Origin of the sequence: Micromonospora sp. WMMB482, from assembly GCF_019038635.1 — a bacterium.
GTDB classification, from domain to species: domain Bacteria; phylum Actinomycetota; class Actinomycetes; order Mycobacteriales; family Micromonosporaceae; genus Micromonospora; species Micromonospora marina.
Genome location: NZ_JAHOPD010000020.1, coordinates 5,168,021 through 5,183,316, shown reverse-complemented (window position 1 = coordinate 5,183,316; position 15,296 = coordinate 5,168,021). Strand labels below are relative to the sequence as shown.

Annotated in this window: 20 protein-coding genes; 9 read left to right on the top strand and 11 right to left on the bottom strand. The window is 70.4% G+C overall.

The window, feature by feature from the left end; genetic code table 11:
* Entirely contained in the window at positions 1–600 is a 600-nt protein-coding gene (locus KSK32_RS25390) for a TetR/AcrR family transcriptional regulator (protein ID WP_216933469.1), read from the bottom strand.
* Positions 601–702: 102 nt separating this feature from the next.
* On the opposite strand from KSK32_RS25390, the gene KSK32_RS25385 reads away from it, so the two are divergent.
* The 3 genes from KSK32_RS25385 (at position 703) to KSK32_RS25375 (ending at position 2,135) form a co-directional block, all read left to right on the top strand.
* A complete protein-coding gene (locus KSK32_RS25385; protein ID WP_216933468.1) occupies positions 703–1,080 on the top strand; it encodes a DUF4267 domain-containing protein in 378 nt (125 codons plus the stop codon).
* A gap of 26 nt (positions 1,081–1,106) precedes the next feature.
* Entirely contained in the window at positions 1,107–1,574 is a 468-nt protein-coding gene (locus KSK32_RS25380; RefSeq protein WP_216933467.1) for an SAM-dependent methyltransferase, read from the top strand.
* A gap of 63 nt (positions 1,575–1,637) precedes the next feature.
* Positions 1,638–2,135: a DinB family protein gene (locus KSK32_RS25375; protein ID WP_216933466.1), complete on the top strand. Its 498-nt coding sequence runs from the start codon at positions 1,638–1,640 to the stop codon at positions 2,133–2,135.
* Between the two features lie 39 nt (positions 2,136–2,174).
* On the opposite strand, the gene KSK32_RS25370 is transcribed toward KSK32_RS25375, so the two are convergent.
* Positions 2,175–2,552 carry an MmcQ/YjbR family DNA-binding protein gene (locus KSK32_RS25370; protein ID WP_216933465.1) on the bottom strand — a complete coding sequence of 126 codons (378 nt, stop codon included), beginning with the start codon at positions 2,550–2,552 and terminating at the stop codon, positions 2,175–2,177.
* 126 nt (positions 2,553–2,678) lie between these two features.
* Positions 2,679–3,422 carry an SDR family NAD(P)-dependent oxidoreductase gene (locus tag KSK32_RS25365; RefSeq protein WP_216933464.1) on the bottom strand — a complete coding sequence of 248 codons (744 nt, stop codon included), beginning with the start codon at positions 3,420–3,422 and terminating at the stop codon, positions 2,679–2,681.
* Positions 3,423–3,544: 122 nt separating this feature from the next.
* Here KSK32_RS25365 and KSK32_RS25360 point away from each other — a divergent pair, with 122 nt between their 5' ends.
* A complete protein-coding gene (locus KSK32_RS25360; RefSeq protein WP_216933463.1) occupies positions 3,545–4,135 on the top strand; it encodes a hypothetical protein in 591 nt (196 codons plus the stop codon).
* A 127-nt stretch (positions 4,136–4,262) separates the two neighbouring features.
* Here the strand turns inward: KSK32_RS25360 and KSK32_RS25355 are convergent, their stop codons facing one another.
* A complete protein-coding gene (locus KSK32_RS25355) occupies positions 4,263–5,015 on the bottom strand; it encodes a GNAT family N-acetyltransferase (protein WP_216933462.1) in 753 nt (250 codons plus the stop codon).
* A gap of 290 nt (positions 5,016–5,305) precedes the next feature.
* On the opposite strand from KSK32_RS25355, the gene KSK32_RS25350 reads away from it, so the two are divergent.
* Together KSK32_RS25350 and KSK32_RS25345 are read left to right on the top strand one after the other, a co-directional pair.
* Entirely contained in the window at positions 5,306–6,268 is a 963-nt protein-coding gene (locus tag KSK32_RS25350) for a hypothetical protein (RefSeq protein ID WP_216933461.1), read from the top strand.
* Positions 6,269–6,320: 52 nt separating this feature from the next.
* Positions 6,321–7,292, top strand: coding sequence for a PQQ-like beta-propeller repeat protein (locus KSK32_RS25345; RefSeq protein WP_216933460.1), 972 nt, complete (start codon positions 6,321–6,323; stop codon positions 7,290–7,292).
* 49 nt (positions 7,293–7,341) lie between these two features.
* Here KSK32_RS25345 and KSK32_RS25340 read toward each other — a convergent pair whose 3' ends face one another.
* From KSK32_RS25340 to KSK32_RS25330, 3 genes are all read right to left on the bottom strand, one after another.
* Positions 7,342–7,923, bottom strand: a complete 582-nt coding sequence (locus tag KSK32_RS25340; protein ID WP_216933459.1) for a dihydrofolate reductase family protein — start codon at positions 7,921–7,923, stop codon at positions 7,342–7,344.
* 66 nt (positions 7,924–7,989) lie between these two features.
* On the bottom strand, positions 7,990–8,418 hold the full coding sequence (locus tag KSK32_RS33605) for a helix-turn-helix domain-containing protein (RefSeq protein ID WP_254187183.1): 429 nt from the start codon (positions 8,416–8,418) through the stop codon (positions 7,990–7,992).
* A gap of 497 nt (positions 8,419–8,915) precedes the next feature.
* Positions 8,916–9,407, bottom strand: coding sequence for a hypothetical protein (locus tag KSK32_RS25330; RefSeq protein ID WP_216933458.1), 492 nt, complete (start codon positions 9,405–9,407; stop codon positions 8,916–8,918).
* 130 nt (positions 9,408–9,537) lie between these two features.
* Between KSK32_RS25330 and KSK32_RS25325 the strand changes: the two genes are divergently transcribed.
* Both KSK32_RS25325 and KSK32_RS25320 read left to right on the top strand, forming a co-directional pair.
* Entirely contained in the window at positions 9,538–9,900 is a 363-nt protein-coding gene (locus KSK32_RS25325; protein WP_216933457.1) for a nuclear transport factor 2 family protein, read from the top strand.
* Positions 9,901–9,979: 79 nt separating this feature from the next.
* Positions 9,980–10,633: a Type 1 glutamine amidotransferase-like domain-containing protein gene (locus KSK32_RS25320; RefSeq protein ID WP_216933456.1), complete on the top strand. Its 654-nt coding sequence runs from the start codon at positions 9,980–9,982 to the stop codon at positions 10,631–10,633.
* Positions 10,634–10,640: 7 nt separating this feature from the next.
* Here KSK32_RS25320 and KSK32_RS25315 read toward each other — a convergent pair whose 3' ends face one another.
* Entirely contained in the window at positions 10,641–11,564 is a 924-nt protein-coding gene (locus KSK32_RS25315; RefSeq protein WP_216933455.1) for an AEC family transporter, read from the bottom strand.
* A gap of 56 nt (positions 11,565–11,620) precedes the next feature.
* Positions 11,621–12,139 carry an antibiotic biosynthesis monooxygenase gene (locus KSK32_RS25310; protein WP_289256392.1) on the bottom strand — a complete coding sequence of 173 codons (519 nt, stop codon included), beginning with the start codon at positions 12,137–12,139 and terminating at the stop codon, positions 11,621–11,623.
* Here KSK32_RS25310 and KSK32_RS25305 point away from each other — a divergent pair.
* Positions 12,032–13,200, top strand: a protein-coding gene (locus KSK32_RS25305; protein ID WP_216933453.1) for an IS3 family transposase whose coding sequence is annotated in 2 segments (ribosomal slippage) — positions 12,032–12,316 and positions 12,319–13,200 — 1,167 coding nt in all. Because the reading frame shifts where the segments join, the coding sequence is not laid out codon by codon here. The two genes, KSK32_RS25310 and KSK32_RS25305, sit on opposite strands and share 108 nt — an antisense overlap.
* Before the next feature lie 57 nt (positions 13,201–13,257).
* Here KSK32_RS25305 and KSK32_RS25300 read toward each other — a convergent pair.
* Both KSK32_RS25300 and KSK32_RS25295 read right to left on the bottom strand, forming a co-directional pair.
* The gene (locus KSK32_RS25300) at positions 13,258–13,899 is read right to left on the bottom strand and encodes a hypothetical protein (RefSeq protein ID WP_216933452.1); all 642 of its coding nucleotides are present in this window, start codon (positions 13,897–13,899) and stop codon (positions 13,258–13,260) included.
* 618 nt (positions 13,900–14,517) lie between these two features.
* Positions 14,518–15,234, bottom strand: coding sequence for a DinB family protein (locus KSK32_RS25295; protein WP_216933451.1), 717 nt, complete (start codon positions 15,232–15,234; stop codon positions 14,518–14,520).
* Positions 15,235–15,296: the final 62 nt, after the last annotated feature.

The following is a 15,296-nucleotide window of genomic DNA, read 5'->3' as shown; positions in this document are numbered from 1 at the left end:
TCACGATCCTAGGTCAGCGGCCCCGTCGCCGGCTGGCCCGAACCGGGCGACGAGGAAGTCGAGTCGCTCCTCCTGCCCGCCCGCCGGGACACGGCCGCTGCGGGCCAGCACCGTGATGCCGTGCAGCGCGCTCCAGAGGACCTCCGCGGAAAGCTCCCGCCGCTCGTCTCCCGGGTCGAAGCAGTTGACGAACTCGTCGAAGCAGGCTCGCAGCGGCGGCGGGGTCTCGGCGCTGGCGAACCGCAGTTCGGTGGGCAGGACGAACATGGCGTCGTACAGGGCCGGCCGCTCGGTCGCGAAGTCCAGGTAGGCGTGGCAGACCGCGCGCAAGGACTGCCCGGGAGCGGGCGCGGCCCGCCGTGCGCGGCTCAGATGGGCGGCGAGCTCGGTGAACCCGTCCAGTGCGACGGCGGCGACGATGGCGCCCTTGCCGTTGAAGTGGCTGTAGAGCACAGGCTGGCTGTACTCGACCCGGTCCGCCAGCCGCCTGGTGGTGACCGCCTCCCAGCCCTCGGTCTCGGCCAGCTCGCGCGCGGCGGCGACGATCAATCGATGACGCTGCGCCCGTTCACGTTCGCGGCGCTCGCTGACAGCGGACATGATCGGATCCTAGCACCGCTAGACATCCTGTCGGCGGCAATCTATCGTCGCTCTCACTGCTAGCGCCGCTAGCGATCCGCCGTCACCGAGGGGATGCCATCCATGCTCACCACAGTCGCCACAGTGCTCGCCGGGCTGATCGGGGCGGGCTGCGTCCTCATGGGCGGGCTCGCCTTCCGGGCGCCGCAGGGCGCCGCCGGCTTCGGCATCCCCGACACGCCGACCGAGGATCCGGCCTTTCGGGCCTGGCTGACCGTCAAGGCCGTACGCGACATCGCCTCGGGCGTCTTCATCCTCATCCTGGTGGCCGGCGCGACACCCCACCTGCTGGGCTGGTTCATGCTCGCCGCCACCGGCATACCCGTCGGGGACGCGCTGATCGTGCGCCGCAGCAACGGCCCCGCGACCGCCGTCTACGGCGTTCACGGCGCCACCGCCCTGGTGATGCTGGTGATCAGCGTCCTGCTGCTCGCCGCCTGACCCACGACCGAACGGAGATTCCGATCATGCATAGTTTCGAGATCACTTCCATCGGGACCGTCCGCAACGACCGGACGGACATCCAGCACAGCGACAACTGGGGTGCCGTCCGCAGCACCATCGTCGTCGACGAGCGCTTCGGCGAGGCGTGTCTCCAGGGCCTGGAGGAGTTCTCCCACGTGGAGGTCCTGTTCGTCTTCGACAGGTTCCCGGACGGCGGCGACCACCGGGAGGCCCGTCCCTACCGGGGGCGGCCCGACCTGCCGCCGATGGGCGTGTTCGCCGGTCGCGGCCCCCGCCGGCCGAACCGCATCGGCGTGACGTGCTGCCGCGTCGAGTCCGTAGACGGCCGCGAGCTGGCGGTGGTGGGCCTCGACGCGGTGACCGGCACCCCGGTGATCGACCTCAAGCCGGTGCTGGCGGAGTTCGTCCCCGCCGACGTCCGGCAGCCGGAGTGGGTCAGCCGCATGATGTCCGACTACTTCCAGCCTTAGACCCCGCCCTGTGCCTCAGCCGCACGCGCGCGGGTGGGAGCGCCGATCTGGGATGCTTCGTCCATGCCGTCCTTCCCGCCCACCTTCTCCGCCGAGGTCGTCGCGCAGCCGATCCAGGCCCAGTTCGAGGCGTTTCTCGACGAACACCGCGACGCGCTCGACCGCTGCCTGGACGGGCTGACCGAGGAACAGGCGCGCCGGTCGCTGGTGGCCTCCCGGACCACGCTGCTGGGTCTGGTGAAACACGCGACCTTCGTCGAGAAGGTCTGGTTCGATGAGGCTGTCACAGGCCGGTCACGCGCCGAGATCGGCATCCCCGAGCGGTCGGAGGACTCGTTCCTCCTCGACGACGGCGACACGATCGCCGGCGTGCGGCAGGCCTATCGCGACGCCCGCGACGCGTCACGCCGGGCGACCTCCACGCGGGGCCTGGACGACATCCTCACCGGGCATCGGCGAGGCCCGGTTCCGCTGCGGTGGGTGTATCTCCACGTCCTGCGCGAGTTCGCCCAGCACTGCGGGCACGCGGACATCCTGCGGGAGCAGATCCTCGGCGCATAGCGGGCGGCCGGCGGACGCTCGCCGTCGACACGGCCGGCGTCACGCGCCGGCGCCCTCGTCGGGGTCACCGGTCAACGAGCCGGGGGCACGCATCCGCCACGCGTCGGTGACCAGTTCCGTCAGGCGGTCGACGCCGACGTGCGCCAGCCGCAGCATGACCAGGGGTGACCCGTCGTACGCGGGCGTGGTGAAGAAGAGATCGGGCTCGCCGAGCAGCAGCGCCTGCTTCTCCGCCTCGTCGCCCACGTACAGCACGGCGATGTCGGTGCGGATGCGCCGCGGCCTACCGGGCGTGCGCTCGGGATAGGACCAGACGAACCCCTTGCCGGCAACCCGGAAGTCGAAGCCGTCACTGTCGATCTCGACCACGTGCGGCAACGACAGCGCCACCCGGCGGACGTCGTCCGCGTCAACCATGACGGTCACCCCGGGACACCGCCTTCACACCGGCAGAGCCTAGCTGCCGCCTCCGACAGGTGCGGCCCGTCCCCGGTGAAGTGGGTGGGGGGACGGGCCGCGGCCGTCTGCCAGGAAGAGAGTCGATCAGATGGTGAATCCGCCGTCGACGTTCACCGTCGCCCCCGTGACGTAACGCCCGTCCGGGCCGGCCAGGAACGCCACGGCGGCAGCCACGTCGGCCGGCTGCGCGTAGTGGCCGAGGGCGGTGAACCCGTTGATCGTGTCCGCGTTCGGGCCGTCGGCCGGGTTCAGCTCAGTGTCCGTGGCACCGGGGTTCACCAGGTTCACCGTGATCGCTCGGCCGCCGAGTTCTCGCCCGAGCGCCTTGGTCAGACCGATCAGGGCGGTCTTGCTCATCGCGTAGAGCGAGAAGCCCGGGAAGACCGCCCGTTCGGCCGTGTTGCTGCCGATGTTGACGATCCGTCCGCCCGCGGACATGTGGTGCACCGCGGCCCGCGAGGCGACGAACGGCGCCCGGACGTTCACCGCGACTGTCTGCTCGAACTCGTCGAGAGTCAACTGCTCCAGCGGCCCGAGCAGGAACGCGCCCGCGTTGTTGACCAGGATGTCCAACCGGCCCAGCTCACCGGCGGCCCGGTCCACCGCCGCGATCACCGCCGCCGGGTCGGCGCTGTCGGCCCGCACGGCGATTGCCCGGCGTCCCACAGCCTTGATCTGGTCCACCACGTCGTCGGCGCGACGCTGATTCTGCTGGAACGTCAGCGCCACGTCGGCGCCGTCCTCGGCCAGGCGCAGCGCCACCGCCGCGCCGATGCCACGGCCACCGCCGGTGACCAGAGCTACCTTGCCGTCGAGTGCGTTGTTCATGGTGGAAAGCCTGGTCGACGACCGGCCGGCTGTCCGGCGGGGATCGGACGCCGCGTTCGTGACACGACGACGATACGAACGGTCCGGTGGCGGGCACCATCTCGGCTGCGAGGATGGGTGACGTGGGTACCGACATCGCCGGTGGGGTGGAGATCCGGCCGCACGGTCCGGGTGCGCCCTGGCAGCTGGCCGACGTCAGCCTGGACGCGCTACCTCGCCACTACGACGCCTTCGGGCTGCTGTTCGGTGTGCGCAACCACGCCGGGTTCGAGCCGGTCGCGCCCGGCCGTGGCCTGCCGGACGACGCCGGCGCGGATCTGCTCGCTCTCCTCGCGGACGGCGGACACGATCACACCTGGGTGACATGGGCGCAGCTGGCATCCGTCGACTGGAGCGCGCAGGCGCCCCGGGTGGACGACCGGATCCACGAGTACGAGCTGACGAGCCAGGGGCCGCGCTTCGTGGGCAAGGCCGGACAGCACGGGCGAGCCTGGCGCGAAATAGCCGGCGAGCACGCGGACCACCGGGGCAGCAGCTACCCGGAGGGAACCGAATGGCGCGCTGCCGGCCGGGTGTGGCGGGTGGAGCGCCTGACCCACGGTGATGTGCTGCGCGCCGACCCGCAGCTCCGCGCGCTGCTGGACCGCATGCGTGAGCTCACCGATCGGTACGGCGACGACAACGTGAGGCTCGTCGTCTGGTTCGACAGCTAGCGCCCCGCGCGATCAGGAGGCTTCCCCCTCGTGCGGTGCCGCAGCAGCACGGCCTGCGGGATCTCGTGCCTCCCGCAGAGGTGGCCCGGGTCCGGGTCGCCGCAACCCGACCCGGGCTCCTCCGTCCTCAGTTCATGGCGATGTAGAGCCGCTGACCGCCGGGCCGGTAGCCGACGCGCTGGTAGACGCGCCACGAATCCTCGCCGCCGGCCTCCAGCCAGGCGACCTTCGTACCGGCGTCGAACAGCCTCCGGGTGACGTCGGCGGTGATCGCGGACGCCAGTCCTCGGCGGCGGTACGGCGCGCGAACGGCGACGCCGGCCACCTCGCTGACCGCGTCGGCGGGCGCAGCCGCACCGCCGCCACCCGCGCACGTGCCGTCGTCGCTGACGGCCATCACGACCACTCCCCCGGCGTCCTGCTGGCGCCGCACGCGGGCCACGTCGGCCGTGGAGGCGACCGGATCTCCGCCGAACGCCTCGTTCTGCGCGCTGATCAGCGCGGCGCGCTGGGCGTCGGCAGCCGGTTCGCGCAGGCTGAGGTGTTCCGGCACGGGTGGGGACGCCAGCGTGCCCGGTACGCAGACCAGGTAGGTGTGCCGGGCTTCCACTGTGAAGCCGGCGGCGGTCAGCAGCGCCTCCAGAGCGGGGGCGCAACTGGTGACGTATTCCAGACGGGGTCTGCGGTCCGCGGCGCGGAACGCCGCGACCAGTGCGGTGACGTCGGCCGAGGTGACGACGGTGCCGGGACGCGGCGTCGCGTAGTTGACGTACGGGCTGGGCGTTGCCGGGTCCAGCCCGATCACGAAGGGCCCCACCTCGACGGGCGCGGGCCGGCGGGACAGGTTGACGACTACTGACTGTTGGATGCGGGCATCCATGCTCAACGGAAGACCTCGATGCATGAGAGAGGCTGCGACGGGCGGAGGAAAACGTCGGACCGCCCCGCCGTGCCGCAGGCACGCGACGGTCATCCGTCGCGTGGTCGACACTCAGGCGGCCGCTCGGCCTACCCGGATCACAGGCGTCATTCCCTCATGCGAAGTGCCCACGCGGTGCGCGTGGCTGACTGCCACCTTGCCCGCCCGACCTGGACGTGTCAATTGCGTACGGCCGGGCGCCGAGAATGATCTCGCTTGTGGAACGAGATCGCGGCGGGCATCCTCGTGCGGTGGAATGGACGGACGACCTGACGGTGCGCCTCGCTCGCGGAACATCGGTACCCGCTCTTGTGCGCTATCTCCGTGCGGCCGAGGCGGAGGGGACGCGCCGTGGCGATGTCCTTGCCGTCCTGACCGAGCGGTTCGCGCTGCCGTTCGACGACGCGCGGCTCGCGATGGACCGGGTCAGGGGTGGCGTGGTTCGTGCCGCGTCCGGCAACCCCGCGAACCAGCCGGATCCCGTCACGGACCCGCTGGCGTGGACCTCGTACCGGCTCGCGCTCGGACTGCCGGTCGACGACGGGGATCCCGGGCCGTCGCCCGAGGAACGGGCGGCAGCGCAGGCCCTTCTGGACGGGGCCAGGCGTGGTGAACCCACGCGTGGCACCGAGGACGTCGCCGTGGCGCTCGAGGTCGCGCGGCTGGCCGTCGCGTCGCCGCAGAGGGATCGGATCGGCTTCCACCTCCTCCTGCAAGCAGCGACGGCACTGTCGGTCGCAGCCGAAGCATGCATCGCTCGGCTGGGGCAGCAACCCTGCGCCGAGGAGGGTTCCCAGGAGTGGGTCGACGGTGTCGCGCTCGCCGCGGCGGCCCGTCAGGTCACCGCGGAGTTCGCCGCCCGGCCCGATCCGGAGCTTGAGGAGCGTGGCCTCGACCTGGTGGGGCGCATCGTCACCCGTCTGCTGGGCCAGTGTCACGCCTTCGTCGGGCGAGCGATGATCGAGTCGGCTCGCTGCGCGCTGCGCAACGGTGCTCCCGACCGAGCCGCCGCCCGCGCCGAGGCGGTGGTGGCCGACTTCGCGGTCCTGCTCGATCGATTCGAGGCCGACGTTCCCTTCGACGAGGACATCGTCGCCGTGGGGTATCTGCGGGCTGCCGTCGACCTCCTCGTCGAGGTACGGGGCGGTTCCGCCGAGCTCGACGCCATTCGTCACCGGACCGAGGAAGTGCTTGCCGGCTCGTCCATCGACTGAGGAGAAGAGTCGATGTGGAAGGGTCGCGCACCGGCGGCTCTATGCTGCTGCGATGCAACCCCGCTCGATCAATCAGGTGCGGCTGCCCGGCATTCGGCATGTCACGGAGGCAGCCGGCCTCGGCTGGGCGGTCACTGAGCGGGAAAGCGCCACAGTGCACCTCTTCGACCACGACCTGCGTCGCGTGACGCGACTGGCAGCGCCTCTCGACGACCCGCCGATGACGGTCAGTGCCACCCGTCGGCTCGTCGCGGCGGGCGACGACCATCAGATCGTCGTGCTCGACCACGACGGCGCGGTCCGGTGGCGCAGCAGTTGGGATCGGCTCGGCGGCAGCGCCGGCGGCTTCCACCTCGACGGTGACCACGTCCTCTGGATCCGCCTGGGCGACGCCCTCGTCGCCGTCCACGGTGTGAGCGGCGCGGAGATCCGTCGCACGCCGCTGCCCGGTCCCGAGGCCGCCTGGTTCGTGCACTCACCCGAGGGCGACTGGACCGGCTTGACGCTGCTCGATCCCGACCAGTCACGCGCCATGCTCATCCGGCTCGACGCCGGGCGCATCGTGTCCCGGCCGCTGGCCGGTGGCGGTCTCGCCGGTTTCAGCCCGGCGGGCGGCCGCTACGTGACACCGGCACTCGACGGCTTCCTGTCCGTCCGTGACGTCGCCTTCGGCGCAGTGATCGCAGAAGGACACCTGGAAGACCTGCCGGGCATGCCACCGAGCCGCCCGAGCTGCCGAGACGTGGACCGCGCGGTGTTCCTCACCGAGGACCTGATCCTCACCGCCCTGACCTCCGCGGACCTGCCGGACGACGCCGAGGAGCATCTCCTGCTGTCCGCGCTCAGCCTCCGGTGCCGCTCCCGGCTGCGCTACCCGCACCACCACGGATCCGGCGCCGTCCACCCCTCGTACGAGCCGGGCCGATGGCTCACCCGCCACCATGAGGACGATCAGCTCCGGCTGTGGCAGCTCGGCGCTCGCCTCGACGACGAGCCGATGCCCGGCCAGCTCGCCCTGCTCTGACGGCACCACCCTGCCGACCGCCGTGCGGCCGAGGTCTCGATCGGAGCGGTCAGCGGCGCACCCGGTAGCGCAGGTGAAGCACCCGGTCCCCCGGAAGCACCACGTCGGGATCGTCCAGCAGATGCCGCGCGTCGACCGGCCCGAAGTAGCGCTTCCCGGACCCGAACACCACGGGTACGACGTCCATGCGTACCTCGTCGACCAGGCCCGCGGCGAGCACCTGGCCTCCGACGTCGCCGGCGGCGACCTCGACGATGCGGTCCCCCGCAAGCTCCTGCGCCCTCGCCACTGCTGCCTCGACGCCGTCGACGAAGTGGAACGGCGCCTCGGCGTCCCAGCCCTCGGGTGCCGGCCGGTGCGTCACGACGACCACGTGGTCGATCCCGCTCGGCGGCGTCCCGTTCCAGCCGTCGGTCAGATCGAAGACGTGCCGGCCGACGACAGTCACCCCGATCTGGTCCCAGTACGGCCGGACGTAGTCGTAGGACGTCTGCGACACCCTCAACGCGCCGCTGTCGTCCAGCGGGACGTCACCGCTCGTCAACCAGTCGAACAGCGGGCCGGGCTGGTCGTTCTCGTCCGCGACGAAGCCGTCCACCGACACCGAGCTGTACAGGACCACAGTGCCCACGCGGGCTCCCCTCTGCCTTGGGTGCCCCCAAGCTAGCGTGCCGTGAGCTGCCGTTCTTGTACGAAATCAATCGGCAGGCAGCGGCCAGCCGTCCATCGCGTGGCCGGGGTGTTCGCGCAGGAAGCGCCGCCGGACCTCGATGTACCGGGTCGGTGTGAGCCCGGTGAACTCCCGGAACTCGTGGCCGAAGTGCGCCTGGTCGAAGTAGCCCGCGCCACCGGCGAGCCGGCCCCAGTCGACCGGCCCGGCGGGGTCGATCGCGAACACGGTGGCGGCGAAGCGGTAGGTACGGGCCAGCCGCTTCGGCGTGACCCCGACGAGAGCCTTGAACCGTTGCGCCAGATGGGTGCTGCTGACACCGGCTGCCGTCCTCAGATCGCCGATCGCCACCGCACCGCTGGTCGCCGCGATGACGCCACTCGTGTGCCGCACGAGGCCCAGACCGGTCGTCTCGGACAGCCGTCGCATCAGCTCCTGTTCGAGCAGCGTCAGCATCTCGTGCGGTCCGTCCGCCGCGGCCAGCCGGTCGCGCAGCTCGGCGACGGCGGGCCGGCCCCAGACCTGCTCCCGCGACGGCGGGCCGGCCCCAGACCTGCTCCCGCGTCACCGGCCGGTCGCACAGCTCGGCCGCGGGCATCGGCAGGATCGGCGCCAGGCCCCACGGCTTGACGTGTACGCCGACGGACCGGGTCGGGCATGGGTAGCCGAACTCGAACGCGCGGGTGGGCGTGGTGATCACGCAGCCGTCGGCGTACTCCGCGGTGTCGATGTCGGTGCCGCCGCGGATGCGGAACGGCGCCCCGAGATTGACGACGAGCAGCGCCGCCGGCATCGGCGGCAGCATCAACCGGGCGTACGGGGGCGCGCCCGCCAGGAAGTAGAGGTCGTCGATCAGCCCGTCCAACGGCGGTCGCGGCGCTCTGGAGACGTACTCCACGCCCACAGCATCGCGGACGCCTCACCGTCGTCGCCGACGCCCCGCCGGGGCCGGGTCACGAAAGGGCGGCGCCGCGGGCGGAGCCGATCACCAGGAAGGTGTTGTCGGGCCACTCGTAGGACTGGTCGTCACCTGGCAGGGCCGGCCGGAGGAAGACGATCCGCACGAGGCGGGGCCACCAGCGGGTCGGCTCCGACCAGGAACACCGCACCCGCCGCTCCCCCGTGTCGGCGCAGTCCCCGACCTGTCTCCAGCCGTCGAGCTGCCCGGCGACAGCGGACCGGACCTGCTCCCACTCGGTCGCGGACGGCATGGCGTACGTGTCGACCTCCGGACCACCGCGGTCGTTGCGCAGATCGACGGACACCTCGGACGCCCGGTTGTCGACGACGGTCTCGTACGCGCCCTCCGGCAGCGCCGCGGACGCCCCCGGCGGCGCCGCGACGGAGACCGGCTCACCGGCGGCGGTCCAGCGCACCCCGGCCGACGTCGCCGCGGCCGCGCCCAGCACGACAGCCGCCCCGGCGATCACAAGAGGAACTCGCACAGCCGGGAGTCTATGAACACGGTTCCAGCCGGACCGGCCGAGGCGATCTGCGCGTCCCCTCGGACGCTGGCGGTTCTGCTGACCGCTAAGTGGTCTTCATGGGGTCGCGTCCAGCGGTCATGCTGGCTCGATGGACCCGCCGCGACCCCTGACGTCCCAGGCTCTGCTCACGGACCTCTACGCGGCCTTCAACAGGCGTGACATCCCCACGCTGCTGGCCGCCATGGCGCCGGACGTCTCGTGGCCCAACGGCTGGGAGGGAGGCGTCGTTCGCGGCCGGGACCAGGTGAGTGCCTACTGGCGCCGGCAGTGGGAACAGCTCGATCCCGTCGTCACGCCGACCGCGTTCCGCACGGAGGCCGACGGCCGCATCGCCGTCACGGTTCATCAGGTCGTCCACGACAAATCCGGAGCGAAGCTCGCCGACCACACCGTCACGCACGTCTACCGCCTCGACGACGGCCTGGTGGCGGCGATGGAGATCCGCGAGTGACGCGACGTGCGGCGATGAGTTTCGATACGGTGCCCGGTCTGCATTCCCGTGCACCCAACCGCTGCCACCGGAGGTAGGCGTGAAGCTTCTTCTCACATCCGCAGGCGTCCAGAACCCGAGCATCCGCGACGCGCTGGTCGGCCTGCTGGGCAAGCCGATCGCCGAAGCCAGTGCCCTCTGCATCCCCACGGCGGCCTACCCGATGGGCGGACCGGCCTCGGCGTGGCGCTTCATCACCGGTGAGACGCCGCTACCCATGAGCGGCCTCGGCTGGAAGTCGCTGGGCGTCCTCGAACTGACCGCGCTGCCCAGCATCGGCCAGGAGCACTGGGAACCCTGGGTCCGCGAGGCAGACGTCCTGCTCGTGCACGGCGGCGATGCGACGTACCTGTCCCACTGGATGCGGCAGTCCGGGCTGGCGGATCTCCTGCCGTCACTGCCGGACACCGTCTGGGTCGGGCTGAGTGCCGGCAGCATGGTGCTGACCCCCCGCGTCGGCAAAGAATTCGTCGAGTGGCAGTCCGCGCCCGACGACCGCACACTCGGGCTCGTCGACTTCTCGATCTTCCCGCACCTGGGCCTCGAACCGGACAACACCATGGCCGCCGCCGAGAAATGGGCCGCCGAGATCGCCGGTCCGGCGTACGCGATCGACGACCAGACGGCCGTCACGGTGACCGACGGCACCGTCGAGGTCGTCTCCGAGGGACATTGGAGGCGGTTCCCCTCGTAGCTGGTCGCTACCCGAGCAGCGTGGCCGCTCCGGCCAGGGTGGCCAGCGACAACGTGGTGGTCACCACCACCGCCCGGTTGGCCACCGCCTCGCCGACGCCGTACTCCTGGGCGAAGATGAACGTGTTCTGCGCCGTCGGCAGGCCCGCGCACACCACCACGGCCAGCAGTTGCGGCGCGGACAGTTGCAGGGCCAGTCCGGCGGCGTACGCGACGACCGGCTGCGCGACCAGCTTCAGCGCGGTGACCGCGGCCAGTTCGGCGGGCTCGGCCGGCTCTGCCCGCGACGGCGACGTGCGATGCAGCGACGCGCCGAGCGCGACCAGAGCGGCCGGAACCGCGGCGCCCGCCAGCAGCGTCAGCGACGCGGCGGCCGCCGACGGCAGGCGCAGGCCGGCAGCCGAGCAGGCGACACCGAGCAGCGACGCCAGGATCACCGGATTGCGTACGGGCAGGGAGGCGATCCGGCGGAACCGCACTCGCCCGGCATGGTCGCTGCGCCGGTCCAGGGTCACCAGGATCACGGGTGCCACCACCAGTACCTGCAGCAGCACCACCACGGCCAGGAACGACACGTCGCCGAGAACCTGCGTAGCGATCGGGATGCCGAGGTTCGCCGAGTTCACGTACCCGGCGGTCATGCCCCAGATCGGCCGTTCGCCGGGCTCGCGACCGAACAGCCGGCTCGCGCAGGCCCACCCGAACCCGATGACCGCGACGGTGCTCACCCCGAAGGCGAGCAGCGAGCGGCCGGCGAAGCCGGACAGCGGCATCCGGGACAGGGCCAGGAACAGGGCGGCCGGCATCGCGAGCTGGAACACGAACCGGCCGAGCACCGACGCCGCCGCCTCGCCCAGCAGTCCCCAGCGGCAGGCCGCGTAGCCGACTGCGGTGAGGATCCAGATCGGTACGAACGCCGACACCAAGCTCATCGCGCTCAGCCTCGCATCCCGTCCGTGCCGAGCAGACGCGGCGTGCCCCCGTCCGGTCAGACGTCGAGACGCTGTGGCCCGGGGCCGACCTCGCGGGCGACGATGTACGTGGGAACGCCGGTCATGCGGGCTTCGGCCTTGCCGGACAGGCCCGCCAGGGCTCGTGAGATGGCGGCCATCCGGCCTTCGGTGTCTGAGGTTTCCACGAAATTGCGGTAGTCCGCCTCGCTGGCCCAACGCACGACGGTGTACACCCGGGTGCCGTCGGTGCTCAGGTAGAAGCGAGCCGACTGGTAGCCAGGATAGAAGCGCACCCAGCGCTCCTGGATCTCTGCGAAGGCCGCCACGAACTCCCGTTGGGTGCCGGGCCCGTCAACCGTGTAGTCGATGATCGAGTGGGGGTCTGCTGCACCGATAGGTGACATCTGAGATGGCTTGCCCTGACGGCGAGCTGGAAGGATGTCGCTGTGCCCAAGCCCTATCCCCGAGAGTTCCGCGACGATGTCGTGCGGGTGGCCCGTGACCGCGATCCGGGCGTGACGGTCGAGCAGATCGCCAAGGACTTCGGAGTCCACCCGATGACGTTGTTCAAGTGGATGCGCCAGGCTGACGTCGACGCCGGAACCAGACCGGGTGTCAGCGGCGGCGAGTCAGCCGAGCTGCGTGAGGCCCGTAAGCGGATCAAGCTGCTGGAGCAGGAGAACGAGGTCCTGCGCCGGGCTGCGGCTTACCTGTCGCAGGCGCATCTGCCGGGAAAAGGCTCTACCCGCTCGTGAGCGAGCTGGCCGCTGACGGGGTCCCCGTGGCGGTGACGTGCCGGGTATTGAACATCGCTCGTCAGCCCTACTACCGGTGGCTTGCCCGCCGTGTCACAGACGCCGAGCTGGTGGCGGCGTATCGGGCGGACGCGTTGTTCGACGCGCATCGCGACGACCCGGAGTTCGGCTACCGGTTCCTGGCCGACGAGGCCCGCACTGCCGGCCAGCCGATGGTCGAACGCACCGCCTGGAAGATCTGCTCCCACATGGGCTGGTGGAGCGCGTTCAGCAAGCGCAAGCGTCGGGGCAAGGGCGGCAAGGTCGGTCCGCCAGTGCACGACGATCTGGTACGCCGCGACTTCACCGCCGACGGCCCGAACCGGTTGTGGCTGGCCGACATCACCGAACACCGCACCGGCGAGGGCAAGCTCTACCTGTGCGCGATCAAGGACGTGTGGTCCAACCGGATCGTCGGCTACTCCATCGACTCACGGATGAAGTCGAGGCTGGCCGTCAACGCCATGCACAACGCCGTAGCCCGCCGCGGTGACGTGGCCGGCTGCGTGCTGCACACCGACCGCGGGTCGCAATTCCGAAGCCGGAAATTCGTCCACGCCCTCAACCAGCACAACATGACCGGGTCGATGGGCAGGGTCGGCGCCGCCGGCGACAACGCTGCCATGGAATCCTTCTTCGGCCTGCTGCAGAACAACGTCCTCGACCGCCGAACCTGGACGACCCGGCAACAGCTGAGGACCGCGATCGTGACCTGGATCGAGCGGACCTACCACCGCCGACGACGCCAACGATCCCTGTCCCGGTTGACCCCCATCGAGTACGAGACCATCATGACCCCACCGGCCAGTCAGGCCGCGTGACTGAACCTGTCACCTATCGGTGCAGCAGACCCAGGTGAGCGGCTTGGGCCGGCCCGGCTACAGGCTTCCCGAGTCCGGCCAGTTGGACCAGTGGGTGTTGGGCGGCAGGCTCGGCGCATATCGCCTGAGGTCGCCGGTTGTCAGGACATCGGCAATCTGGCGGAAGGTCTCAGACTCGCTCGGTCGTAGCCCGCCGGCCAGGTCGGGGTGGTTCCACTGGTCCAGCCGGAGCACCTCGGGTATGTCGACCCGGATTCGGCGCCGCAGTTCTTTCTCGTCGGCCAGGAGAAGCTCGCGATGGCGTGGAACGAGCTGGCGCAGCACGTCGACCAGGTCCTCGCCCGGCTCGGCCGTAAGGGCGATCGTCTGGCCACGAACCATTACCGGTCCTCCCCGGTAGGTCTCGGGCTCGTCGGGGTCTTCTATCTCGTCCCAGTTGTCGATTCGGTCGAGAAAGTCCCCGTTGCCATAGCCAGGTTCGCCGCTGGTTAGGCAGTTGCCGAACACGTGGAGCACGTCGGTGAGGTTGCCGGCCCGTGGCGAATAGCCGACCGCCTCGACGATGAGGGCCCACTGCTCAGCGTCACGATACCCATGTAGCCGAACGTCAACAGCGTAGTTGTAGCCGTGGCCCAGGTCCGGAAACAGGAACTCCGCGGCTGCGGCGTCGAACTGTTCGAGGACCTCGACCGAGCGCATAGCCGAGCAGTGTAACCAGGCGCGCCCGTGACCCGAGAGGCCCGCACATGCCGCTGGGCGAGCGCGTTCCGTCGGCCTGACTCACCGCATGCCAGCCGCTTTCGGTCTGACACCGCCTTTGTACAGCAGTTCCGGTCAGCGGCTCAGTCGGTGCCCGTGGATCGAGTTCGCAGGCCGATGCCCCCGCTCATGGCCCTGCGCGAACTGTGCCGTCTGTCGGCGCTGCCAGTGCCCGACGCGGCGGCCCTGACAACGACCGGACAGGTGATCTGGCCCGGACCCGACGCTGCTTGAGCGGACGCGCGGGGATTTGCTCGCTGGGCGTATCGACCCTTCTGCCGCTGAGTGGGCGCGCCGGAAACAGGAGCTTCTGTCACTCTCCGTAAACGTCTGTATGTATCGGCTCGATCCCCGTGCACGCACGTGCCGAAGAGCGCGCGTTCCAGTCCCGACAGATCTCGCCGACCCTCCACGGCCGCCCGCCCGGAGAACACGTGGGCCAGAGCCGCCGGATACTCCAGAAGTGCCGCGTCCAGCTCCGGGGTCAGCAGCTCGGCAGCGCGCAGACAATCAGCGATACCCGCATGGGCAAGAGGCCGAATCGACGGCCGGCCCTACTCAGTGGTTCTGTGCCGAAATCAGGTCGAGGTCGCGGACGCAGAAGCCGTGGTGCTCGAAGGTCTCGTTGAGCACCGTGCGGAGGCACCGCCACACCGAGCGGCCCCGGGCGTACGGCGGCCAGACATCGTCGTCGGGCACCGGCGCTCGCGCGGCTAACTGTACCGCGGTGACCTTGTCGAGCCAGGCCTCCAGCTCGGCGGCCTGTGCGTCACGCACGCTCACTATCTCGTCCAGGGCCGGGTCGGACGAGAGGTCAAGCCCGTGCGCTCCGCCGTAGGGCTCGACGCTCGGCCCGATGCCCATCGGAGTGAACAGCTGTGTCGAGCCCAGGCAGCAGCGGCGGAACCACGAGTCGTGGACGAAGACTAGGTGGCGCAAGGTCTGCACCGCTGACCACTCGTCGTTCACGCTGCGGCGCTCGATGCCGGGCGTCTGGCGGATCCGCTCGATCGTGGCGGCCCAGCCGGTATGGAGCTGACGTGCTGCCTCGCGCAGGTCGGCAGGGTCCTCGGAGCGGATCAGCGCCCGTACCGGATGACGCCGGTCGAGCTCTGCTTCGACGTACTGCGTGACTTCGACACCGTTCACCACGAGGTTGGTGACCAACCCGTCGATCACGACATCTTGCATGACGACACCGATCAGCCGCGCCCCGGTCAGATCACACTCGCGGAACTCAGCACCGTGCAGATCCTCGTCGACATATCGCGTCATGCCCCACACATTAGGGCCGCACACCGACAAGTCAGCCTCGGCTCGGCTGCACTCCGTGATCT

Coding starts and splice junctions, on each gene's coding strand:
- KSK32_RS25385 (WP_216933468.1), top strand. CDS start 703: ATGCTCACCACAGTCGCCACAGTGCTCGCCGGGCTGATCGGGGCGGGC.
- KSK32_RS25345 (WP_216933460.1), top strand. CDS start 6,321: ATGCAACCCCGCTCGATCAATCAGGTGCGGCTGCCCGGCATTCGGCAT.
- KSK32_RS25295 (WP_216933451.1), bottom strand. CDS start 15,234: ATGACGCGATATGTCGACGAGGATCTGCACGGTGCTGAGTTCCGCGAG.
- KSK32_RS25365 (WP_216933464.1), bottom strand. CDS start 3,422: ATGAACAACGCACTCGACGGCAAGGTAGCTCTGGTCACCGGCGGTGGC.
- KSK32_RS25325 (WP_216933457.1), top strand. CDS start 9,538: ATGGACCCGCCGCGACCCCTGACGTCCCAGGCTCTGCTCACGGACCTC.
- KSK32_RS25370 (WP_216933465.1), bottom strand. CDS start 2,552: ATGGTTGACGCGGACGACGTCCGCCGGGTGGCGCTGTCGTTGCCGCAC.
- KSK32_RS25315 (WP_216933455.1), bottom strand. CDS start 11,564: ATGAGCTTGGTGTCGGCGTTCGTACCGATCTGGATCCTCACCGCAGTC.
- KSK32_RS25300 (WP_216933452.1), bottom strand. CDS start 13,899: ATGCGCTCGGTCGAGGTCCTCGAACAGTTCGACGCCGCAGCCGCGGAG.
- KSK32_RS25375 (WP_216933466.1), top strand. CDS start 1,638: ATGCCGTCCTTCCCGCCCACCTTCTCCGCCGAGGTCGTCGCGCAGCCG.
- KSK32_RS25390 (WP_216933469.1), bottom strand. CDS start 600: ATGTCCGCTGTCAGCGAGCGCCGCGAACGTGAACGGGCGCAGCGTCAT.
- KSK32_RS25380 (WP_216933467.1), top strand. CDS start 1,107: ATGCATAGTTTCGAGATCACTTCCATCGGGACCGTCCGCAACGACCGG.
- KSK32_RS33605 (WP_254187183.1), bottom strand. CDS start 8,418: ATGCTGACGCTGCTCGAACAGGAGCTGATGCGACGGCTGTCCGAGACG.
- KSK32_RS25355 (WP_216933462.1), bottom strand. CDS start 5,015: ATGGATGCCCGCATCCAACAGTCAGTAGTCGTCAACCTGTCCCGCCGG.